We start from the raw sequence: 23805 nt of genomic DNA, 5'->3' as shown, positions 1-23805 counted from the left end.
TTATCCCCCCGTTGCTTATACGTTGGTCAGGATTCCTTCTCCCTGTACTTCCGGCCGGCCGATTGAATGATAGATCATACCTTCGTTTCTCATTTGTTCAATTTCAAATATATTACGTCCATCGATCAAGACGGGGTTTTTCAAGGTTGACTTAAGTTTGGCAATATCCATGTTCTGTACTTCCGGCCACTCTGTCAATATGACGCAAGCGTCCGTATCTTGAATCGTCTCGTACAGATCTTCGCTGTAAACGGCTTGATCCCCGAGAAGCTTTTCCGCTTCGGGTATAGCTATCGGATCAAACGCTTTGACTTTAGCACCAAGACTTCTCAGCATTGGAATGACATCCAGAGACGGCGCCGAGCGCATATCGTTTGTATTCGGCTTGAATGCCAGCCCAAGAACCGAAATGGTCATGCCGTTTAAATCGCCAAACACGTCAAGGAGCTTTTGCACAATGTGGGCGCGCTGCTTTTGATTCGTCTCAATAACGGCTTCAATCATTTTAAAAGGATAGCCGACTGACTTCGCGATGTGCAATAAAGCCATTGTATCTTTAGGGAAGCAAGAGCCGCCAAAGCCGATTCCGGCATTCAAAAATTTATTGCCGATTCTGCTGTCCAGTCCGACACCTTCAGACACCTTTGATACATCAGCTCCGACCCTTTCACAAATATTCGCGATATCATTAATGAACGAGATCTTTGTAGCCAAAAATGCATTTGCAGCGTATTTAATCATTTCTGCACTTTCAAGGTTAGACTTGACGATTTTCGTTTGAAAAGGCTTATGGAGCTCTTCAATAATCGCAGCAGCCTTTTCGCTTGTCGCACCGATGACGGCTCTTTCCATATTCATTGTATCGTAAATAGCTGTTCCTTCACGAAGGAACTCCGGATTCGAAACGACGTCGAAAGGGAATTCCCCTTTTGAATTGCGTTCTATAATGGCTTGTACGAGCTTTCCTGTTCCAACAGGGACAGTGCTTTTGTTGACGACGACTTTATAGCCGTTCAGATGCTTCCCGATCATTTCGGCAACAGATTTGACAAATGTCAGGTCTGCTTCCCCTGTTTCCGACATCGGCGTTCCGACTGCAATATAAATAATCTCTGCTTCTTCAATCGCCTTGGGAATATCAGTAGAGAAAAATAAGCGATTTTCGTTTACGTTTTTATCCACAAGTTCTTTTAGGCCGTTTTCATAAATCGGCATCACTCCTGCTGAGAGTCCTCTTATTTTTTCTGCATCAATATCGCAGCAGACAACCGAGTTTCCCACTTCGGCAAAACAAGTTCCAGACACCAGCCCGACATATCCCGTTCCAATGACAGCGATTCTTTTCAACATTATCATTCCCTTCTTTCAGCTGACCCTTCAAATCCAATAGCATGATTTAGGTAATGATCTTTATCTCTTCTCTATTGAAAAAATCTGGGTTTTCCGTTTTCCCAATTCTTATTTTTATTAGCTTAGACGCAAATAAATGGGTTTAAACAGTATTATATTCAACACTCATACGCATATTAACCGACAGATCCCAACTTAATTTTTGTTCTCGGCAACATCTCCATACACATCCAGCAACTTGCCGGCATTTTCAAAGGCGTCATAATCATCGTGTACCGTTTGATACAGCTCTTCAGCGATGTCTTCTTGCCAATCTGCGCCTTCCAAATAACCTTTGACAGCTTCTGTTATGCTGGAAGCCGAGCGCGGCTTAATCAGCAGATGTTCGTGTTTCCCGAATAAAGACGGAACACCTCCGACAGCCGTACAAAGCACCGGAACCTTGAGGGCGAGCGCTTCAATGACGACAGTCGGCATCCCCTCAGAATACGAAGGGAGCACAAACAGATCTGATGCAGCCAGATATTCTGATATCTCATGGTTTGCGACCTGCCCCGTCAATATCGCTTTTTCACCGGCCGTTTGACGAATGTGCTGCTTCTCCGGTCCATCGCCGATGAACACAGCTCTGTAGCTGTCATCAAGCTGCTTGACCGCTTCCGCCAGCTCGGCTACTCCTTTTCCTTTCACCAAGCGGCCGACGAACGTCAGCAATTTTTTGTCTTTCGGCAGGCCGAATTTCTCCCTCAATTCAAATGTTGAAGCGGAGGGTTTTTGAAACCGGTCCAGGTTGACGCCGATAGGAAGAACCGAGCATTCAGCACCGGTCATTTCTTTTGTTTTGGCTTTCAGCTCATCGCTGACAGCCAGAACTTTTGCCGCGGAATGCACAGCTGTTTCAAATGCTCGAAATGCGCCTTTGCTGTATTGGGGATAAATATTGACATCGCTTCCGTGCAAAGTCAGAACATAAGGAACTTTCAGCCTCTGTGAAACAACGGCAGCGGCACCCCCGGATGGCATCGCGAAATGGGCATGGATAAGATCCGGCGCAAGCCCGTGCTTCTCGATCGTCCTCAATACAGACTTTGCAATCCGGCGATGCGGCTGAGCCCATTTTAGCTGTCCAGGCAGAGCCGTATACGGCGGTCTGTAGACCGGGATGCCTTTTCTTTCTTCATATTCCGGGATTGTTCGTGCTTGACGGTATTTTTTTTTCAGCAGCCTGAGGGGAGCAGGGTTCACAGGTGATGGACATATGACCGCCACATCAACGCCCTGCATCTGCAGCGCCTGAACCTGTGTTTCATGAAAAACGCCTTCTCCCGGTTTTTGATTGCTTGGATAAACACTGGTAATCCAAAGAACCTTCAATGATGAAACGCCCTTTCTGCTGTCATCTTCCTAATTGGATCTTCATAGCCCGCCGATAAAATTTACTGACCAGAAAACCGTAAAAAATTCCGCTGATTCCGACGGAAACTGCCAGCTGAAGCATGGCGCCGTGAAGCAGATGTCTGCTGCCGACGCTCAAGACAAGAGCCAGCAATGCCATGAGCAGCGTCAAGGCCAGCGGTTTTCCAACGGTTCTGAAATATTCGCCCATCTTCAGCTGGATGACATATTTGAGCAGCCATCTGCCGATAAAGAAATTGATCAGGCTGATCGCTGCATAGGTCCAGGCGGTGATCGTCAAATCCTTCGTTAATACCGCCGCATAAAGAGACAGCCCGTAAAGGAGCATGATCCCGCTGTCCCAATAAAATGCCAGGTCTGCTCTCCCCTTCGCCAGCAAAACCGATCCGTTCGGATTCATCAAAACCCTGAGCAGCCCGACAATCGCGAGGATATTCAGAACCGGTACGGCCTGCAGCCATTTTTCTCCGAAGACGACTTCAATAAATAAATCTGAAACAGTCATCAGTCCGATCAGAAGCGGGAATGAAATCAGCGAGAGAAGCTTTGTCATATTTAAAAAGCCTTCGCGCAGCGTTTGATTGTTCCCTTGATTCTTTGAGAAGACGGGAAACGCTACCCGTGTCACGATCGGATTGATTTTTAATACGGGAATCGTAATAATTTGATACGCCAGGTTATAGATTCCCAATGCTTCCGCACCGAGAAACCGTCCGATCAAAATCATGTCAATATTGGCGCCAAGCCTGTTTACAAGCCTTGAAGCGAGCTGAAACGCGCCGAACGAGAAAAATTCTTTCACTTCCCCCAACGCAAAGACGAGAGAAGGACGCCATTTTTTTAAATATACAGCAAAAAACATGATGCCTTTAACCGAATTAAGAAAAACTTGTGACAATGCATAGGCCACAATCGGATCCATCAGAAAAACCAAAACGAGCAGGAGCACAAATGATAAAACGGTGACACCCGCTTCTATTTTGCTCAGCACATTAAACTTCAGATCTTTTTGCAGCATATATTGATACTGCTGGCCGACCGGGGCGATCAAAAACATGACGGCCAAAATCCGCACAAGAAAAACCAGTTCGTCCCGCTGATAAAAGTCTGCGATGAACGGACTCAGGAAAAAGAGGCCGATAAACAAAAGGATGCCCGTTAGGATATTCAGCCAATATAAGGTCGATAATTGGCGTTCACTGATGTTCTCCTTTTGAATTAAAGCGGCCCCGAATCCCATATCGAGTACAATTTGTGTAAAAATCGTTACGGTGGTCAGCATTCCGACCAAACCGAATTCGGCAATTGTCATGATATTGCCGAGCAGTGCAAACTGTATAATTTGAATGACCGTGACGATCAAAGTTGAAACACTTGTCCATTTTGCACCGCTTAATATTTGTTTCGTAATGGTAGACATAGCATATTCCTAACTTCCTCGTATTATCTGGCTCCTTCGCCGGTTAATACTACTTTAATCGTTTTCAGCATAACCTTCAAATCGAGAAGAAACGTTAAATTCCGAATGTAATACAGATCGTGCACCAATTTTTCTCTCGGACCGATATCATAGCCTCCGTTTACCTGTGCAAGTCCCGTTAACCCAGGCTTAACAATTAAGCGGTTTTTAAATCCCGGAATTTCATGGTGAAACTGAGCGGTAAACATCGGTCTTTCAGGCCTTGGTCCCACAAGGCTCATATCTCCGGCCAGAACATTGATCAGCTGCGGAAGTTCATCGATTCTTGTTCTTCTTATAAAAGACCCGACTGCAGTGATGCGCGGATCATCCTTCTGCGCCCATTTCGCACCGGATTTTTCTGCGTCAATTCTCATAGAACGCAGCTTGATCACCTTAAAATGCTTTCCGTCTTTTCCGACGCGTTCCTGCCGGTATAACGGAGAACCCGGTGTTTCGATACAGATTAATATACAAAACAGCAGGATAAACGGCAGTGTAAGAGCGAGCCCAATCAAGGAAAGGACGATATCCATTATCCGCTTCATATATAAATAACGTACTGCTTTTTTTGATAGAGCACAGGAATAAGTTTGCTGGCTTGAATATTCATTGTACATTCTTAAACTTTTGTCGATACTCACTAGCATACACCTCGATTAGTATGTTACTGTTTGATCTATTCGTCAGTGTAGCATACGAACGTAAACACAATGTAAAGGAGTTATTAAAATTAGTAAATTCATTGATTTTATGTTAAAAATGCACCGCCTCCGTTTTGTCTTTAATTCAACAAAAATATCATACTATATTATAAAGACAAAACAAAGGCAGCATAGGCAATTTTTCCGAAAAACGAATTTCTTTATATTTTAATAGTAAGCAACAATTCCGTCATAAATCGCTTTAGCGCCTTTTTCTTTGTAAGTCGAGCTTTTCAATTTTGTCGCATCGCTTACATTGCTGATAAACGCAAGTTCAACAAGGCTGCTTGGCATTTTTGATTCCCTGATGACATGGAAGTTGCCGATTTTTACACCGCGGTTTTTCGTATTCAATGCAACATAGAGACGGTTTTGAATCTCGGTTGCCAGCCTTTTGCTGTTGGCAGATTCATATGTTGTATAATAGTAGGTTTCTGTTCCGGAAGCAGCAGGCGTTGCCGAGTTTGCATGAATGCTGACAAACAAATCCGCATGATTTGACTGCGCTTTTGACACGCGCTGTGCGAGCGTCAGATAAGTGTCGTTCGTTCTCGCCATAATTGGCAGAGCACCGCCGTTTGATAGTTTCGTATTAATTAATTTTGCGACATCAAGGTTCACTTTTTTCTCATATAAACCGTTGCCGACAGCACCGCTGTCTGTACCTCCGTGCCCTGCATCAATGAAGATTTTTTTGCCGACGATCGGATTCTTCAGCTGTGACACGACATTGGATTGAAGAGACACCGTTCCGCCGAGCACGGTAAACGTCGTCATGTTTTTAGACCCGATTACTTCTCTTGTCGGTGTCGGCAAAGATGATGCATTCGTGAACATCATCGGACGGTTTTGTTTAGCCGCCAGAACAGATCCTGTTAATCCGTCGGCATACGCATAGCCGTTGCTTATAATTGCACTCTTGGCAGAAGAATAGTATTTCTTGACGACATTAGCCGCGACTTCATAGCGGTTGCTACCGCCGATCCGCGTCGGAGAAGCAAGCTGTTTGTATACGCTGCTGGAGATGCTGACCTCACCACCTACGACAATGGTTGATGTTGTTCCTTTGCTCTTCATCGCATTTTTTGTCGCTGTCGGTATCGAATTGGAAGATGTTAAGAGGATCGGGATGCCGTTTCTCGCGGCATATGCGCCGATCGCAAGGCTGTCGGCATACGCCGTTCCGTTTGCGATGACAGCTTTTGAATTTTTCGGCAGCTTATTCGCAATATTTGCCGCTACCTCGTAGCGATTTGCACCGCCGATGCGTTCGACAGATGACACACCAAGTTTTTTAATCTCGCTTACGACGCCGTTTTGAATGCTGACGGTTCCGCCGATTACGATCACTTTGCTAGGTTTTAACTGACTGATTCGATTTTTAGTGGCTGTTGGCAATTTGGACGCTTCTGTTAATAGGACAGGCGCGTTGTTTCGATAAGCAAATGGAGTCGCTGAAAGGACGTCCGCATATGCCTTTCCATTTGCAACAATGACAGTGCTTGCACTAGTCCATCCCTGTTTGGAAACATTCACCGCGACATCATAGCGGTTTGCACCGTCTAATCTTGTGACAGAGTTGGCTGCAAATACATTAGGTATAAACAAAAAGAACCCTAACAACAACATAGGTACAGCTTTAAGAAAAACCCTCAAAAAAATAACCTCCAAAAATGTAAATGTTATGTTTTCCTCTGAACATGAACAGAGGAGGCACTGCTGCCTCCTGTTCTAACTCTATTAATAGCTTGATAGAGTCGTATTTGGATAATAGAAACTTAAGATTTTCTTGTAATCGTGCCCGGCAGCAGCTCTGGCATTTGCTCCGTACTGACTCATGCCGATGCCGTGGCCGAATCCTTTACCGCTGAGACTAAAAGCGTTCGTATGGTTGGATACAGAAGCATACGTGCTCTTCATATTCATGCCGCCCAGCATCGATCTTAATTGAGTCGTCGTCACGGAAATCGTCGCTGTTTTTTCCGAGAGACTTCCGTTTGACAGAACATAGCCGTTTGGTTTTTCTTTGACAAAGTAAGAAAACTTCACCTCTGCTGTTTTCGGCCGCTGACCGGCAGTTTTCGCGCTGCTCAGGGTCAGGCTTGAGATTTTCGTGATCTTAATGGATTCTGCACTAGGATATTTATTGGTAATAAACCAGCTTTTCAGTCCCGATAAATAGGCGGAATTCGTTTCGTTAGTCGTATTCCACCATGTGCCAGGGCTCTTTAGGTTTAAGCCGCTGGTATTGATCTGCGTTTTATTCAAAGACATCGACCAGCTGTTTTTCGGGTCATATGTATCCGCTTTGGCGATTAAATATGGAACATTGCCGCCCCATACCTCTGCGCTTGCTTCCGTATATCCCCCGTTGCTTGATGAGTAAACGGCCGAAATTAAATTGCCGTTATGTTTTAAAACTTGTCCTTTTGTGGCATTTACAACGCTGGATGTCTTCGAATTCCAGTCGTATCCGCCGTAAACCTGAAACGCTTGTGTGTCGGCCACTACTTTTCCTGCGGAACCGACCGAATATGTTCTCGCCGCCACCGCTTGGGCTTTTAACGCTTCCGTCTGCCAGCTTGCCGGCATTTCGTGCGGCACAACACCTTTTAAATAATCTTCGAACGGAATGTTTTCGTTTATCGGACGAACATATTTGTTTGATTCAATCGTAAACTTCATTTTGCCCAGATAAGGCCTTCCGTTGATACTGATGGAATTTGACGTCGAATATTTTTTAGGTGATGCCGTAAACGACGTCCCAAGCGTTTTGACAGCTTTATTATTTTTATAGAGCACAAGCTTTCCGCTCGATAGTTTAACAGAATATCCGTCTCCGGTAAGCATATCTGCCAGACTATTTTTCAATGAATCCGTGATCGAGGTGGTCCCTCCAAGCAAAGCAAAAGATTGTGTTCCTTTTTTCGCGACTACATCTGCAACAGGAGTCGGCAGGCTGCCCGCTTGGACAAGCAGCAAAGGATGCTTTTGTTTGGCTGCAAGGACGGAACCGGCCAGCGCATCCGCAAAAGTTGTTCCGTTAGACATGAAAACCTTTGATGCGTTCATGTTAAGCGTGTTGACAATATTCGCCGACACTTCGTATCTGTTCGCTCCGCCGATGCGGGTAACAGCCGCTTTTTTCTTTAATGTGTTTTCAACACCTGTGCTGACACTCACCGGACCGCCGACGATCGTAACCTTGCTCGGAATATTGTAATCGCTTCGGATCGTATTATTCCCTGAGAGCAGTATCGGATAACCGTTCATTGCCGCATAAGGCGCGATCGACAGCGCGTCGGAGAAGACTTGACCGGTGGCAACAATCGCCTGGTTGTAAGACCCCATCCGGCTCGCGATGTTTTTGGAGACATCATAGCGGTTGGCGCCGCCGATGCGGTTAATTGCCCCATACTTTTTCAGCGTGTTTTCAACATTTTTGGAAACGCTCGTTGTTCCCCCGATAATTAAGATATTATCAGGCTTCATCTTGGCAATTTGAGTTTCGGTTTTCGCCGTGAGCGTACCCGCATCCGTTAATAGAATCGGCGCATCGTACTTCTTTGCAAGCGGAGTTGCTGAAAGTGCGTCCGCAAAAGCGTCCCGGTTGACAATCACGACAGTGCTCGGGTTCGTCCATCCGACAGATGCGACATTGTTTGCCACATCGAAGCGGGTCGCCCCGCCGTACCGCTCTGTCGCGGCGATTCCCGAGCCCGGAATTTCGTATGCGCCGGTAATGCTGACATCAACGCTTGATTTATTGCCTAAATAATTGCTTAACTTTACCGAAATGGTTTTGTCGGCAGCCTGGGCAGATTGCGTAAACATCAGAGCTGCAGCAGTTACTGACGACAGAAGCAGAAGCTTCATCTTTTTCAAAACGTTATGAACCCCCTTGATTCAGCTATTTATTTTGTTTCGATGCTTTTCAGCTCCAAAACGCCATTTTCGCCTTTTGTATATTGGACTTCGACTTTTTTGCCTTCTTCAATGGAATTGACTTTGTCTTGAAGATCTTCACCGACTTGAAGCGTTGTTTCTTTGCCATCGATGTTCACCGCTATTGTGTGGCTGTCAGCCAACCCTGCAAATGAACCTTCTTTAGTTATGGTTTCTTCAGATGCCGCATTTTTATTGTCTGAGCTTGACTTGTCCTCCGATTGGCCCGAAGTGCCGCAGGCTGACAACAAAAGCAGCATTGATAATGTTAGAACTATGAGTTTTTTCATCTTCTTCACCTCTCCCTTTTTATCGACAAATTCCAACAGATTCTTTAATTATAGCGAAAAATTTTGCAGATTGATTGGTTTTTTTGAAACATTTTTCTAATGATTTCGTCTATCCAAAAGGACACATATAAGTTTTTGTTGTTTTCGAATTGTGAGAAACTTATAATCAAAGTAGACTATATAAAAGGTGAGGGCTATATGAGAGCTGAAAAGAGAAAGAAAAAGAAAAAAATTCTATATACCATTATCGCTTTGCTTGGAATTTTTGTCCTCTGCACAGGCAGTTATGCCTATTATTTATGGCATAAAGCGGCATCTACTGTGGCGAGTATTCATGAAAATATTAACAAGTCAAAAAAACGCGATTCAGAAGTTGATATTGATAACCATGACCCGTTTTCCGTGCTTCTCATGGGTGTCGATGAACGGGACGGTGATAAGGGGCGCGCAGACTCCCTCATTTATATGACGGTGAATCCGAAAACGAAAACGACTGAAATGGTCAGCATCCCGCGGGATACGTATACTGAAATTATCGGTAAAGGCAAATTGGATAAAATCAACCATTCATACGCATTCGGCGGTGTTCAAATGACGGTTGACACGGTTGAGAACTTTCTCGACGTTCCAGTCGATTATTTTGTTAAAGTGAACATGGAAAGTTTCAGGGATGTCGTAGATACGCTTGGCGGCATTACCGTGAACAGTACGTTCGCTTTCAAATATGACGGCTATTCATTCGGCAAAGGCGAGATTACGCTGAATGGAAAAGAAGCGCTCGCTTATACGAGAATGAGGAAAGAGGACCCGAACGGCGATTTCGGGCGCCAGAACAGACAGCGTCAGGTTATCGAAGGAATCATTAATAAAGGCGCCAATATATCATCCATTACGAAATTCGGAGATATGTTCAAAGTAATCGAAAACAACGTTAAAACGAATCTCACGTTTGACGATATGTGGGATATTCAATCCGGCTATAAGGAAGCCCGCTCAAAAGTCATTCAGCATGAGCTGAAAGGCGACGGCACAAAAATCAACGGAATCTATTATTACAAAGCCGATGAAAGTTCCCTGTCCGACATTACCGCCGAATTGAAAGAAAGCCTTAATAAATAAAAAAGCTTCCTGAAAGGGACTGACCCCATAAGACGAGACAAATAAAAAACACCTTCAAGTTTGAAAACGGATAGTTGTTATCCGAAATAAGACGTGGAGGTGTTTTTTCTATGGGGACAAGAATGAGTTATCCGGTTGAAGTCAAACGGAAGGCTGTAGAAATGAGATTGGCAGGAGTGCCGATGAAAGAGATCATGCAGAAATTGAATATTAAGAATAAGACACAGGTTCAGACATGGGTTAGATGGTATAAGGCTGGGGATACGCATCGATTCGAACAGCCTGTTGGAAAGCAATACACTTACGGAAAAGGTCCGGAGTATTCTTCCGAATTAGAGAAACTACAGGCAGAGAATCGTTATCTAAGACAACAGAATGAAGTGTTAAAAAAGTACAACGAATTGGAAAGGAAGTTGATAGCGAAACGTCAGTCGAACTTGTAGAAGGATTGCACCGCACAATGACCGTGCAGGATATCTGTATTCATTTAGGTATCTCTCGAGCATCTTATTATCGTTGGAAGAAGAATCTGACGAAAGATCATCCCAAGCGCCATTTGGAAAAACAAATCGGCACGTTGTGCCGAGAGCACAAGTATCGATATGGATATCGAAAAATCACAGCCATACTAAAAAAGAGAATGCGTATTAATCATAAAACGGTTCAACGTATTATGCAGAAAAATCAATGGCAGTGCCAGGTTAAGGTGAAAAAGCGCAAGAAGAATGGGCAGCCATATGCCGTGGTCGATAATATATTGGATCGGAACTTTCAGTCTGATCGCCCTCTTGAAAAACTAGTGACGGACATCACATATTTGCCTTATGGACAGAAACAATTGTACCTCTTTCCAGTATATTAGATTTATACAATGGAGAAGTAATTGCTTTTACGATTGGGGATAAGCAGGACACAGACTTTGTCTTAGACACACTTGATCAGCTGCCAACACTGCCTGAGAACTGCGTGTTACATAGTGACCAAGGTTCTGTGTATACATCTTATGAGTATCAGAAAGCAGTTAATATAAAAGGCATTACCATGAGCATGTCCCGCAAAGGGACGCCCGCTGATAATGCCTCCATCGAATCGTTTCATTCCTCACTAAAGTCTGAAACGTTCTACCTTAACAGCATTGATCGAACTACGACCACCATCGTAGAACGCACTGTCAAAGAATACATTCTTTATTATAACAATATTCGTATTCAAACGAAACTAAACAACCAATCACCAGTAAACTATCGGCAATTGGCTGTATAAAGGTGTTTTGATCCCTGTCTCAAAAACGGGGGTCAGTCCCAAAAGGAAGCTTTTTTTATTAATCTTTAAACATGTCAGGCCTCGCGCTTCGGTATCCGTACCGGTAAAGAAGCGCCTCCGCAATTCGCCGCGAAGCCTGTCCGTCCCCGTACGGGTTTGAAGCCCGGGACATTTTGCGATATTCATCTTGATCGGTCAACAGCTGTTTAGTCAGCTGATAGATCTTATCTTCTTCCGTGCCTGCCAGTTTAAGCGTCCCGGCCTGAACGCCTTCAGGGCGTTCCGTCGTATCGCGAAGCACGAGGACCGGCTTTCCGAGCGACGGCGCTTCTTCCTGCACCCCTCCCGAGTCGGTGAGGATGAAGTGAGCTTCAGCCGCAAAGTTGTGAAAATCGATGACTTCGAGCGGCTCTATCAGATGGACTTTATCCAAATCGCCGAAATGCTTTGCAGCCGCTTCGCGAACAGCGGGATTGAGATGAACGGGATAAACAACCTGTACGCCGTCAAATTCTTCGATGATCCGCCTGATCGCTTTAAACATGTTTTCCATCGGCTCCCCTAAATTTTCACGGCGGTGGGCGGTAAGCAAAATCATCTTGTCATTCCCGATTTTTTCAAGAACGGGATGTGAATAGCCGTCCCTCACTGTTGTGCGAAGTGCATCAATTGCGGTATTTCCCGTGACGAAAATCGTCTCCGGGTCTTTATTTTCGCGGAGCAGATTCTGTTCGGCCTGCTCTGTCGGCGCAAAATGAAGATCGGCAATCGATCCCGTCAGCTGCCTGTTCAGCTCTTCGGGAAACGGCGAGTATTTGTTTCCGGTTCTGAGCCCCGCCTCTACATGGCCGACGGAAATTTGGTGATAATAAGCGGCAAGACCTCCCGCGAATGTCGTTGTCGTATCACCGTGAACAAGCACAATGTCCGGTTTGATGGACTGAAACAGCTCGTCCAGCTTCACAAGCGCATTAGACGTAATTTCAGCCAGCGTTTGCCTTTCTTTCATGATATTCAAATCAAAATCAGGCTTTATGTTAAAAGCTTCAAGCACCTGGTCAAGCATTTGCCTGTGCTGGGCTGTAACCGTCACATAAGACTCAATGTCGGGATATTTCCTTAATTCAAGGACGAGCGGCGCCATCTTAATGGCTTCAGGGCGCGTGCCGAATACTGTCATGACTTTTAGTTTCTTCATTTTTCTATCACCTGTTTTCTGTATGAACAGCTTTTTTTAGAATCGTCTATTATTATAATTTTGTCCATGTTTCTCGTTGGAATAAATCGCCCCAACGATTGCTTACGGACGATATTCTCATCATAAAACATCCATTGATCAAACCGCAAACATCCTGTTGAAGAATGAGTTTCTCTTCATTATATAACATCTTTACGCTTTATACCTGTTTACACTTGTTTAAGAATTGTTTTTCTTATATGATGAGTTTGTAATTGTAATTTTCCGGGGTATATCATACATATATTCAGCATACTCTCCGCTTGCTAAGCGTATTTTTTCTGGCTGAGTAGAAAACATAGTTTAAGGAAGGTGTATTGAGTTGAAGAAAGTTCGTAAAGCCATAATTCCCGCAGCAGGCCTTGGAACACGTTTCCTCCCTGCAACGAAAGCGATGCCTAAAGAAATGCTTCCAATCGTTGATAAGCCAACCATACAATATATTATTGAAGAAGCTGTCGAAGCCGGCATTGAAGATATTATCATCGTAACAGGTAAAAGCAAACGAGCGATTGAAGATCATTTCGATTTCTCGCCGGAACTCGAACGAAACCTTGAAGAGAAGGGTAAAACCGAACTGCTTGAAAAAGTAAAAAAAGCGTCAAATCTCGCTGATATCCACTATATTCGCCAAAAGGAACCAAAAGGACTCGGGCATGCCGTTTGGTGCGCCCGAAACTTTATCGGGGACGAGCCGTTCGCAGTGCTCCTTGGAGACGATATTGTTCAAGCAGAAAAACCTGGTCTTCGCCAGCTGATGGACGAGTACGAAAAAACTCTCTCATCCGTTATCGGTGTTCAGCAAGTCCCTGAAGATCAAACACACCGCTATGGTATCATTGATCCTCTGACAAACGAAGGACGTCTATACCAGGTCAAAAACTTTGTTGAAAAACCAAAACCGGGCACGGCACCGTCTAATCTTGCGATTTTAGGACGGTATGTCTTTACTCCTGAAATTTTCATGTACTTAGATAAACAGCAAATCGGTGCGGGCGGAGAGATCCAGCTGACAGATGCGATTCAGAAGTTAAACGAAATCCAGCGCGTATTCGCTTATGACTTTGAAGGCAAACGCTATGACGTCGGAGAAAAACTTGGTTTTATCCAGACAACTCTCGAATTTGCCATGCAGGACAGCGATCTGAAAGATTCACTGATTCCATTTATGCAGGACCTTCTGGCAAAAGAAGAAGTTTAATAAAAAAGCTATTGGATGGATATCCAATAGCTTTTTATAATATCATCTGCAAAATGACACGCCTTTTCTTTTAAACAAACATCGCTCCGGCGGCCAATACGGCCAGGATGGACAAACCCGCAATCCGAATGATATTTGCCAAAGATTTTTGTTTTTTCTTTTCTTTTTCACGATGAGCAAGATCTTCTTCAGACAAGACCTGTTTGCAGCTGGCTAATTGTTCTTTTTTATATTTGTCTTTCCCTTCTTTGGAAAGTTTTTTAAACCAGCTTATAAATTCTTTATATTCCTTTACGACCGTCTTTGTGTCATCAAACATGCGAAGCTCGCCATTATCGATCCAGGCGACCCGATCGCAAATTTTCTCAATTTGACCGATTGAATGGCTGACGAAGAAAATGGTTTTCCCTTGATTTTTAAACTCGATAATTCTGTCGACACATTTATCATAGAAAGTTTGGTCCCCTACTGACAATGCTTCGTCAATAATTTAAATATCAGGATCGATATGCACTGAGATCGCAAAGCCGAGCAGGAATTTCATCCAGGAAATCGCAATCAAGGACAGCTGTCTGTTCATTTCGATTTCATCGCTGGTCAGCGGAATGATTTTTTCCAGCAGGTTGGGACATCGTCGATTTTCCCGATCCGTTAATCCCTACAAATCCGATCGTCTCCCCTTCATACACGTCACAGGAGACATTCCGCACAGCAAAAAAAAAAACATTATCCTTAATCGGAAAAAACAGCCTTTAATTTTATCTAATTGTTTTTCATAAAGCTGATACTGTTTTGAAACATTTCGAAACGAAACTTTTAGTTTCATCATTAAAATCTCTTACGTATTAAAGAAAGTCAACAAACCTGTCCCTGAATTTCATATGCAAGACAGTTCCTATAGTCAAGAGCAATAATGTGAAAGCCCAGAAATACAGCGTGTATTTCTGGGCTTGGAAAAACCATCGCCCGTCTAAAAAGGTATTCCGGAACCCATTTTATCAGGTAATAAATAGGGTTCATCTTAAGCACTGTCAGAAGGTTCGGATGATTTTTTCCAAGCTGTTCTGAAATATTCCAAAAAACCGGAAGTTCAAACAACAATAATCTTGTTACAGATTGCAGCAAAAATTGGTAGTCGCGTACCAGACGCTTATCGTCGAGTTAAACAAACCGAATGAAAACATAAAAATGTTCATACAGGCTAAGTAGTAAATATATTGTATCCAATTTAAGCTTGGATAAATTCCGTTAGTCAAAAGTACGATCAAAAAGCTGCCCATCATCATGAAATAACTAAATAAGTTTGAAGCAATCACAACAGAAGGCAGTGAACTAATCGGAAAATTCATCTTCGGGACCATATTAATCCGTTTAAACACACTGTTTGATCCATCAGCTAATAAAAAAACATGGAATCAAACCGGCCAGCATCCAAACAATAAAAGGGACTTCTCTGACACCCGTTAAAATTGGCTTATTGTTGCGAATTACAATACCAATAAAATACAAACCAGTATGCCAGCATGTGAATGAGAGGGTTTAAAAACTGCTATAATACACCAAAATAATTCATCTGATACTGAGACTTTGTCTCATGCGAAGCCAAGCGCAAAATTAATGGAAACGAGGTCACTTGCTCTTTTACGACTCTTACTAATGCATTCATTATTTTATCTTCCTTAGACTTAAATGACTTTTTGGATCTTTCGGCTAAAGAAATTTAAAAGCACCAATGAATATTGTTACAGATGTTGAGTTTTTTCGTTTACAGCATCAGAATCATCATTAAATTAGTTAGTCAAAAAACTACCTGCAAGGTAAATTTTAAGTAAAGTTAAAAGAAGAAGAACTGTTTTCAAAAAGATAAGAAAGTCTATTAGATCTAAAAATTCCTTAAAAGTTTAATATCCCTCCAAGAAACATGTCCATTTCTGGGTAAATAAGGACCAACTTTGATATATTTACCTTTTTCGGGCTTGAATTTAAGCGTATACCTGAGCCATCTATTATTAGACAGGTCTTTTATTTCAGTTGTCTTAACATTTCTAAACCAAACTGCATCTTTTTGCAAATATTTTTCCGAAGAGTCAAACATTCTTATAGAAAAGATACACTTATAACTATCAATTAAATTAATTTCAGAAATCCTAATATCAAAAGATAACTCAAATTCTTTATAACCATCCGCATTAATTTCAATTGCATTCGACCATAATTGGCTATTCGCGTCTTTTTCTAACCCTCTTTTCGAAATACTTAAAACATTGCATTCTTGTTTGTCAGAATCAGGGTCTTTTATTTCAAATTCATTCTGCCAAAAGGACCAGTTGCTTTTCCCTAAAGTAAAAGTTGGATTCTTGATTAAATTATATTCTTTATTTTCTTTAATTTTTATCCTTGGAACATCGAGTATATTTTTAAAATCGCTAGTTATTATTGAAAGGAATTTTTTAGTAAAGTCTAAATAGAAATCTTTAACATAATGTAAATAAAATAATCCCCATTTGTGCTTACTGTCTAATAAATAATATTTATCGCCGTAATCGATGAATTGTACGTCATGATTTTTGATGACATAATTATCTAGTCTATCCCAAATTTCATTATAAAGAGAAGTATTAATCTGTTTTACTTTTGTACTCTTGCTAAGATATTTGTAAGAATCGGAAATTTCATCATAATAAATATCCGAAAATCTTGCTTTATTGACAACTACTTTACAGTTAGGTAATTTTCGATTTAAAAAATCAAAAAGAATTTTTATTGATTCTTTCCATCGCTCGAAATAGTCAGTAAAGTCGTCTAATAAGCTCAACGATTCTCCTTCTTTAAGAGTCTTATACAAAGTTGTCTTACTAAAGAGCCACCGCTTATTAGTAATAGTACTACCTTCTAACTCTCTAATACCATAAAATACATCAGCATAAAAATCTAAAATAAGATAATTTGGCTCATTAATAATCAAAGTATTTAATATGCTTTTATCTAACTCTGTTTCAAATTGTCTCTTATCAAAAGGTTTTAAATTATCTATTTTTTCATAATCAAATGCAATTGAATCAGCCGTTAATGATATGATAGACATTTGATTTTGATGCACAACACAACTATAATATCGTTTATAGTCTTCTATAAAACAACTATTAAAATTATCTCTTGAAACACAACTACCTATAATAGCTACCTTTAACATAATTTATTTCCCACCCTTTTAAAAACCCATAACATTGAATAATGCTATGGGTTTTCGAAAATATTAATCAACGTTCAAGAATCTTTTTACAACTTTTTCAGAAGCATTTCCATCGTCAAACTCACAATATTTCGCTCTAAACCTTTTATATTTTTCACCATATTGAGCAAAATAACTATCTAACTTTTCGATAGAATCAATCAACGACATATTATCTCTTACCAATGGTCCCGGAGCTTCCTCCTCAATATTCAAATACATTCCTCGAAGATTATCCCGATATTCCTCTAAATCATACGTGAAAAAAATCATTGGTTTTTTTAAAATACCATAATCAAACATTACAGATGAATAATCAGTGATTAATACATCTGAAAGTAAATATAAGTCTTGAATGTCATCGTAATTCGAAACATTATAAGCAAACCCCTTGAAATTACTAATATCAAGATCATCAGATATAAAATAATGCAATCTTAACAATATAACATAATCATCTTTAAGTTTTTTTCTGAGCTTCTCTAAATCTAGTTTCAACTCAAATCCATTTTTGACTCTAAAAGTTGGGGCATATAATATAACCTTTTTATTAGTTGGTAAACTCAACTTCTGTTTCAATTGTTGTCTAAAAACTTCATTATTGTCTTTGAATAATTTATCATTTCTTGGATAACCAGTTTCAAGTATTTCATTTTTATAGTCATAAATTCTTCGTGCTAGATCACTAACATATTTGCTTGGTACAGTTAAATAATCCCATCTTCTGCAACGTCTTAAGAACCTATTTCTCTTATCTTCAGTATCCACTTCTCCAGGGACATCTAATCCTAAAGTTTTTAGCGGGGTGCCATGCATAGTTTGTAATTCAACTGCATTTTTTCTTTTTTCATAAAAATCCGGGAAGTTGACATTATTCACAAAGTATTTAGCACGAGCCATATACTGAAAGTATTTCAAAGACTTTATTTTAACTTTAGTTGCTTCTCCATCTACTTTTGCATAATCATTATTCACCATCCAAACACATTCATATTCTGGATAATGTTCATTTATATAATCATATATAGCTTTAGGGTTACAACTAATTTGTTTACCCCAGTAACTTTCAAAAACAATTGTCTTCTTTTTCATTGGCAAAAGTCTAAAAAGCGGGTAAAGAATTTTTTCTATCACCTCTTGTCTACGAGGACCCCTCTCAATCCAATTCCATTCATAGATATTATTAATACTTATATTGTTCTCTTTTGTAACGTAAGGAAAATATTTTATATTACCGACAGTTTTTTTAGGGAAATTTATTTCTTTATCTCTTACTTTTATACGTTTTAATTTTTTAAAACTATTATTTCCCTTTACTGTAAATTCCAAGTAAGCTCTCCATACTCCGTATTCCTCATTGAATGGAGTCCTGACTTTATCATTCGAAAGGCTGAAACTTGTTTTAAGAAAAAACTCACCCTTCTCCTTGTATTCTTCAAGTATACTTCCAGAAACCGTATGTCCTGTCTCTATATTTTTAAGGACTATATTGATACCGGTTATATTTTTTAAAGTTTTAATATACTTATCCGTAATTGATGCTTCTATTAATAAATTTTCATTTGTAAAAGCAAGATTTTTAAGATATGAATTGTGATTTCCTTTTAAAATTCTAAGGTTCCCTGCTGGGCTTGCATCTATTGTAATCTCTTTAGTATCAAGAGCAATATTTTTTACTTTTATACTATCTAAATAAGTTAAAGGTTCATTATCATTATCATATCTTACATAGCCTATTAACTCAGTATTATGTTTTAATCTATTAATAGTTGACTTAGGAATTATTGATTTAAAACCATTTGAACTCCCATTAAACTCCATGTCATATCTATATTGTTCATTTTTATTATAATCTCTAAATAAGAGTTTGCATTCGTTTAAAGGTAAAGATGTCTCACCTTGAATGATTAAATTTCCATCTTCATGAATTAAACTATTAACCTGAGTAGTAACAGGTCTCAGGTCCAAATACAAGTCCCATGCACTATTATATTTGATAAAAATCCTTTTGGAAAAGTATACTCTGTGCTTTGGTCTAGGTTTTTTACCACTAATAGGCTCACCAACTCTATAGCTTCTCGTTTTGCCAAAACAATTTATTTCTATCCATATTTCTAGTTTGCCGGAAAGTTTGTCAAATAAATCATTTGTATCTACTTCAATAGTATATCCTGACCAATCATAGTTATTAACCCTTGAAAGAGGCATATTATTATTTTTTTTCCTGCCAAATTTTAATGTTATATCTGGTCTTTTTACTGAATAACAATTTACTAGTTTTTTCTCTCCCGAATTTGGATCAAAAATATAAGCCTTTAAATTAACATCTTTTTTTCTTTTTATGTCAAGATATCTAATAAAATGATAACCTTCAATACGGATTACGGAACCATCCCATTTTACTCTTTCTATTTTTCTTTTTATAGTAAACTCACTGTCGGCTTTACAAATTTCTTCCGGCAGTTTCTTCCTGAATGGATATTCCCAAAAGAATTGACCTTTTACTTTTTTGGGCTTACTATATTTCAATTCGTTTTTTTGGAATTTTAAAACATCGAATACTCCTTCAATATCATTTTTAGAAATAAAATAATACTTAGCTCTATCTATTGCATTTAACTTTCTAAACGTTTCATCTGATATAGTTTTTAAGTATGAAGACACTTTAGTCATGAAAATTTGAATATATTCAGAATCTGCAGTATCTAATATATTCAAATAAAGTGGGATATCAAGACTCAAAGCTTTATAATCTTTTAAATCCTTTAATTCACCTTTTATTTTTGCATTATTAAAAAATGAATCAACTAAATCTAATGCTTTTAATCTATCTGTAAGATTAACCAGATCATTTCTTTGTTGTGTTATTGATTTATCCCCTGCTTCCCGGGCTCTCCAAAAATAAATAAAATCTCCAAGAACACTAACTGACTCAGCTTTATAATGTGCAGGTATTGTTACAGGTAAATCTTCATATAGCATGCCTTCAGGAAATTTAAAATCATTCTTCATCCAAAATTCTCTTCTAAATATCTTATTCCATGCAGTTGTATCATAAATTAATTCGTTATTTTTGGTTATATGAGTTTTAGGAATTGTATCACTAAACACTTTTTTATGAAGTCCAGAACCATAAACCTTAGTCGAGTTGAACCTTTTTACATTCCCTACAACAATGTCTGTTTGATTTTCACTAGCTAATTGATACATTTTTTTATATGCATCTAAACTTAAGTAATCGTCTGAATCAACAAAGGCTATAAATTCACCTCTTGCATATTGGACGCCATAATTTCTGGCATGCCCCAGACCGCCATTTTCTTTATGATAAGAATAAAAGTTATCGTACTTAGAAGAATACTCATCCATTATTAATCCGCTATTGTCTTCTGAACCGTCATTTACCATTATTACTTCAATTGATTTTAATGTTTGATTAGCTAAAGAATCTAAACATTCTCTTAAATATTTTTCAACATTGTAAACTGGAACAATTACGCTAATCTTAGGTTTTCTTTTTGTCACTAACTCTCTCTCCCTATTTCTTTACCAAATATCTTTTCAAAAAAACTTTTTGTGGAATTACCATCTTCATATTAACAAAAATCATTATAAAAACGAGCATGTAACCTAGAATTTTCAGTTGTATTTTTTATTCTTCAATTAGACCATCTGAATGGTCTACGATCTTACCTGGTACATTTGTTTCATAAATAAAACTCTCTAAGATTATCTTTATCATACTTCAAATCGTATGTATAGAACACTATTGTTTTTAAATTAGCAAAATCGAAAAAATGAATACTCCGTAACCAAAATATCAGAATAATATATAAATATCTTAGATCTGGATAATCAGAAACACCGATGATAAATTCCTTATGATCATTGAGACCGAAGTCTTGAATAACCAGGATGCATTCTAAGTAAAATAATAAGCTATTTTTAATAACTGTATTATTGAAATGAAATGCTCTTTTAAATATTTCTTGTTGAATATTTATTAGGAAATATTACAACATCCCATTTACTTGATTCTTTAGAGAAAATTTTTGTGCTTTTCTGTAGTAGTTCCTAGCATACGAACTACATGCTAGTCTCTATTACACAAATAGTGTACACACAAGAAAAAAGGCAACATTTAATTACCTCTATAAAAAAATATATATTAGAAATCCCTTCAGTTCTTGGCAGATAAACTAGCCATTCACAGCGTATTGTTTAGCCTTCCTATGTTTATAACTATGATAGGCTTTTTTATTTTTGCGAATTAAATTCATCAGTACTAATCGCAACCATTAAATAGTCAGCAAGTTCTTTAGCACGTTCAAGCAATTTAATGTGATTCCAATGAAGCAAGCCAAACGCATCATAAGTAATAACCTTTTTTTCATGGTTGAGAGAAAAGACCAGATTTTTAACAATGTCTTAATCATTCCAACTACATATCCATAATATTTAACTATAATAGCATAATCGCCTATAAAAGTTAAGAGTGTTTAAAAACTGGAAAAACAAAAATAGTCTCCAAGACTCCTTATCAATAGTTCAATTTTATTATTCGGATCGTAACTAAACACCAAAATTGTTGATTCATTTTTCACAGTCCGCGAAACGATTTTCTATATAGATGAAAAGGAAAGTTGATAGGAAACAAACGAAACCCATTAATCAATTAGAAAAAAGAAAAACCGAACTCCTTGAAAAAGTGAAAAAAGCTACTAACCTGGCTGATATTCACTATATCCGTTAAAAAGAGCCTAAGGGACTCGGGCATGCTGTCTGGTGCACGCGCAACTTTATCGGTGATGAGCCGTTTGCAGTTCTGTTTGGAGACGATATTGTTCAAGCTGAAAAGCCTGGATTGCGCCAGTTAATGGATGAATATGAAAGAACGCTTTCCTCTATTATTGGTGTTCAGCAAGTGCCAGAAGAAGAAACACCGTTATCAGGTGAAAAGCTTCGTTGAGAAGCCGCCTAAAGACACAGCTCCTTCTAACCTTTCCATCTTAGACCGTTACGTATTCACACCTAAGATCTTTACTTAGAGGATCAGCGGGTTGGAGCCGGCGGAGAAATCCTTCTGACAGACGCCATTCAAAAGCTGAATGAAATTCAAAGAGTGTTTGCGTAAGACTTTGAACACAAGCGCTATGATGTTGGTGAAAAGCTTGGCTTTATCACAACAACTCTTGAGTTTGCGATGCAGGATCAAGAGCTTCGCGAGCAACTCGTACAATTTATGGAAGGTTTACTTAACAAAAAAGAAATCTAAACAAAAAGGCTATTGGATGAATGGGACTGACCCTATAAGATGAGACAAATAAAAAACACTTTCAAGTTTGAAAACGGATAGTTGTTATCCGAAATAAGACGTGGAGGTGTTTTTTCTATGGGGACAAGAATGAGTTATCCGGTTGAAGTCAAACGGAAGGCTGTAGAAATGAGATTGGCAGGAGTGCCGATGAAAGAGATCATGCAGAAATTGAATATTAAGAATAAGACACAGGTTCAGACATGGGTTAGATGGTATAAGGCTGGGGATACACATCGATTCGAACAGCCTGTTGGAAAGCAATACACTTACGGAAAAGGTCCGGAGTATTCTTCCGAATTAGAGAAACTACAGGCAGAGAATCGTTATCTAAGACAACAGAATGAAGTGTTAAAAAAGTACAACGAATTGGAAAGGAAGTTGATAGCGAAACGTCAGTCGAACTTGTAGAAGGATTGCACCGCACAATGACCGTGCAGGATATCTGTATTCATTTAGGTATCTCTCGAGCATCTTATTATCGTTGGAAGAAGAATCTGACGAAAGATCATCCCAAGCGCCATTTGGAAAAACAAATCGGCACGTTGTGCCGAGAGCACAAGTATCGATATGGATATCGAAAAATCACAGCCATACTAAAAAAGAGAATGCGTATTAATCATAAAACGGTTCAACGTATTATGCAGAAAAATCAATGGCAGTGCCAGGTTAAGGTGAAAAAGCGCAAGAAGAATGGGCAGCCATATGCCGTGGTCGATAATATATTGGATCGGAACTTTCAGTCTGATCGCCCTCTTGAAAAACTAGTGACGGACATCACATATTTGCCTTATGGACAGAAACAATTGTACCTCTTTCCAGTATATTAGATTTATACAATGGAGAAGTAATTGCTTTTACGATTGGGGATAAGCAGGACACAGACTTTGTCTTAGACACACTTGATCAGCTGCCAACACTGCCTGAGAACTGCGTGTTACATAGTGACCAAGGTTCTGTGTATACATCTTATGAGTATCAGAAAGCTGTTAATATAAAGGGCATTACCACGAGCATGTTCCCCAAAGGGACGCCCGCTGATAATGCCTCCATCGAATCGTTTCATTCCTCACTAAAGTCTGAAACGTTCTATCTTAACAGCATTGATCGAACTACGACCACCATCGTAGAACGCACTGTCAAAGAATATATTCTTTATTATAACAATATTCGTATTCAAACGAAACTAAACAACCAATCACCGGTAAACTAATGGCAATTGGCTGTATAAAGGTGTTTTGATCCCTGTCTCAAAAACGGGGGTCAGTCCCGAAT

General features: G+C 39.6%; 12 protein-coding genes and 6 pseudogenes. 5 read left to right on the top strand and 13 right to left on the bottom strand.

Features of this window, described 5'->3' with window-relative positions; all coding sequences use genetic code 11:
• Positions 1-15: 15 nt before the first annotated feature.
• The 7 genes from tuaD to M1E06_RS02750 all read right to left on the bottom strand — a co-directional run bounded on the left by tuaD (position 16) and on the right by M1E06_RS02750 (position 9164).
• Positions 16-1356: a UDP-glucose 6-dehydrogenase TuaD gene (gene tuaD, locus M1E06_RS02780; RefSeq protein WP_279325185.1), complete on the bottom strand. Its 1341-nt coding sequence runs from the start codon at positions 1354-1356 to the stop codon at positions 16-18.
• Positions 1357-1545: 189 nt separating this feature from the next.
• A complete protein-coding gene (gene tuaC / locus M1E06_RS02775) occupies positions 1546-2724 on the bottom strand; it encodes a teichuronic acid biosynthesis protein TuaC (protein ID WP_095323730.1) in 1179 nt (392 codons plus the stop codon).
• A gap of 22 nt (positions 2725-2746) precedes the next feature.
• Positions 2747-4186: a teichuronic acid biosynthesis protein TuaB gene (tuaB, locus tag M1E06_RS02770; RefSeq protein ID WP_095323731.1), complete on the bottom strand. Its 1440-nt coding sequence runs from the start codon at positions 4184-4186 to the stop codon at positions 2747-2749.
• A 23-nt stretch (positions 4187-4209) separates the two neighbouring features.
• On the bottom strand, positions 4210-4869 hold the full coding sequence (locus M1E06_RS02765; protein WP_020453132.1) for a sugar transferase: 660 nt from the start codon (positions 4867-4869) through the stop codon (positions 4210-4212).
• A gap of 228 nt (positions 4870-5097) precedes the next feature.
• Complete coding sequence (locus M1E06_RS02760; RefSeq protein ID WP_041817334.1) at positions 5098-6585, bottom strand: N-acetylmuramoyl-L-alanine amidase; 1488 nt, start codon at positions 6583-6585, stop codon at positions 5098-5100.
• A gap of 84 nt (positions 6586-6669) precedes the next feature.
• Entirely contained in the window at positions 6670-8814 is a 2145-nt protein-coding gene (locus M1E06_RS02755; RefSeq protein WP_041817336.1) for a SpoIID/LytB domain-containing protein, read from the bottom strand.
• A gap of 29 nt (positions 8815-8843) precedes the next feature.
• Positions 8844-9164, bottom strand: a complete 321-nt coding sequence (locus tag M1E06_RS02750; RefSeq protein WP_020453135.1) for a hypothetical protein — start codon at positions 9162-9164, stop codon at positions 8844-8846.
• A 198-nt stretch (positions 9165-9362) separates the two neighbouring features.
• Between M1E06_RS02750 and tagU the strand changes: the two genes are divergently transcribed.
• Positions 9363-10283: a polyisoprenyl-teichoic acid--peptidoglycan teichoic acid transferase TagU gene (gene tagU / locus M1E06_RS02745; RefSeq protein WP_020453136.1), complete on the top strand. Its 921-nt coding sequence runs from the start codon at positions 9363-9365 to the stop codon at positions 10281-10283.
• Between the two features lie 110 nt (positions 10284-10393).
• Positions 10394-11546: pseudogene (locus M1E06_RS02740) on the top strand (IS3 family transposase).
• Between the two features lie 58 nt (positions 11547-11604).
• On the opposite strand, the gene wecB reads toward M1E06_RS02740, so the two are convergent.
• On the bottom strand, positions 11605-12744 hold the full coding sequence (wecB, locus tag M1E06_RS02735) for a non-hydrolyzing UDP-N-acetylglucosamine 2-epimerase (protein ID WP_009329683.1): 1140 nt from the start codon (positions 12742-12744) through the stop codon (positions 11605-11607).
• 361 nt (positions 12745-13105) lie between these two features.
• Between wecB and galU the strand changes: the two genes are divergently transcribed.
• A complete protein-coding gene (gene galU / locus M1E06_RS02730) occupies positions 13106-13984 on the top strand; it encodes a UTP--glucose-1-phosphate uridylyltransferase GalU (RefSeq protein ID WP_020453140.1) in 879 nt (292 codons plus the stop codon).
• 76 nt (positions 13985-14060) lie between these two features.
• On the opposite strand, the pseudogene M1E06_RS02725 reads toward galU, so the two are convergent.
• The 5 genes and pseudogenes from M1E06_RS02725 to M1E06_RS02705 form a co-directional block, all read right to left on the bottom strand.
• Positions 14061-14810 (bottom strand): annotated as a pseudogene (locus M1E06_RS02725) (ATP-binding cassette domain-containing protein); the annotation flags it as partial.
• A gap of 19 nt (positions 14811-14829) precedes the next feature.
• Positions 14830-15650: pseudogene (locus tag M1E06_RS02720) on the bottom strand (ABC transporter permease).
• A 216-nt stretch (positions 15651-15866) separates the two neighbouring features.
• The gene (locus M1E06_RS02715) at positions 15867-17177 is read right to left on the bottom strand and encodes a DUF6270 domain-containing protein (protein ID WP_020453145.1); all 1311 of its coding nucleotides are present in this window, start codon (positions 17175-17177) and stop codon (positions 15867-15869) included.
• Positions 17178-17240: 63 nt separating this feature from the next.
• Positions 17241-20741, bottom strand: a complete 3501-nt coding sequence (locus M1E06_RS02710) for a bifunctional glycosyltransferase/CDP-glycerol:glycerophosphate glycerophosphotransferase (protein WP_080131514.1) — start codon at positions 20739-20741, stop codon at positions 17241-17243.
• 701 nt (positions 20742-21442) lie between these two features.
• Positions 21443-21629 (bottom strand): annotated as a pseudogene (locus M1E06_RS02705) (adenylyltransferase/cytidyltransferase family protein); the annotation flags it as partial.
• A 256-nt stretch (positions 21630-21885) separates the two neighbouring features.
• On the opposite strand from M1E06_RS02705, the pseudogene M1E06_RS02700 reads away from it, so the two are divergent.
• A pseudogene (locus tag M1E06_RS02700) lies at positions 21886-22491 on the top strand (UTP--glucose-1-phosphate uridylyltransferase); the annotation flags it as partial.
• Positions 22492-22608: 117 nt separating this feature from the next.
• Positions 22609-23743 (top strand): annotated as a pseudogene (locus M1E06_RS02695) (IS3 family transposase).
• Positions 23744-23805 lie beyond the last annotated feature (62 nt).

The organism is Bacillus sp. AK124 (genome assembly GCF_053903085.1).
The sequence above is the reverse complement of the archived record's forward strand: the minus strand, read 5'-3'. Positions and strand labels throughout refer to the sequence as shown.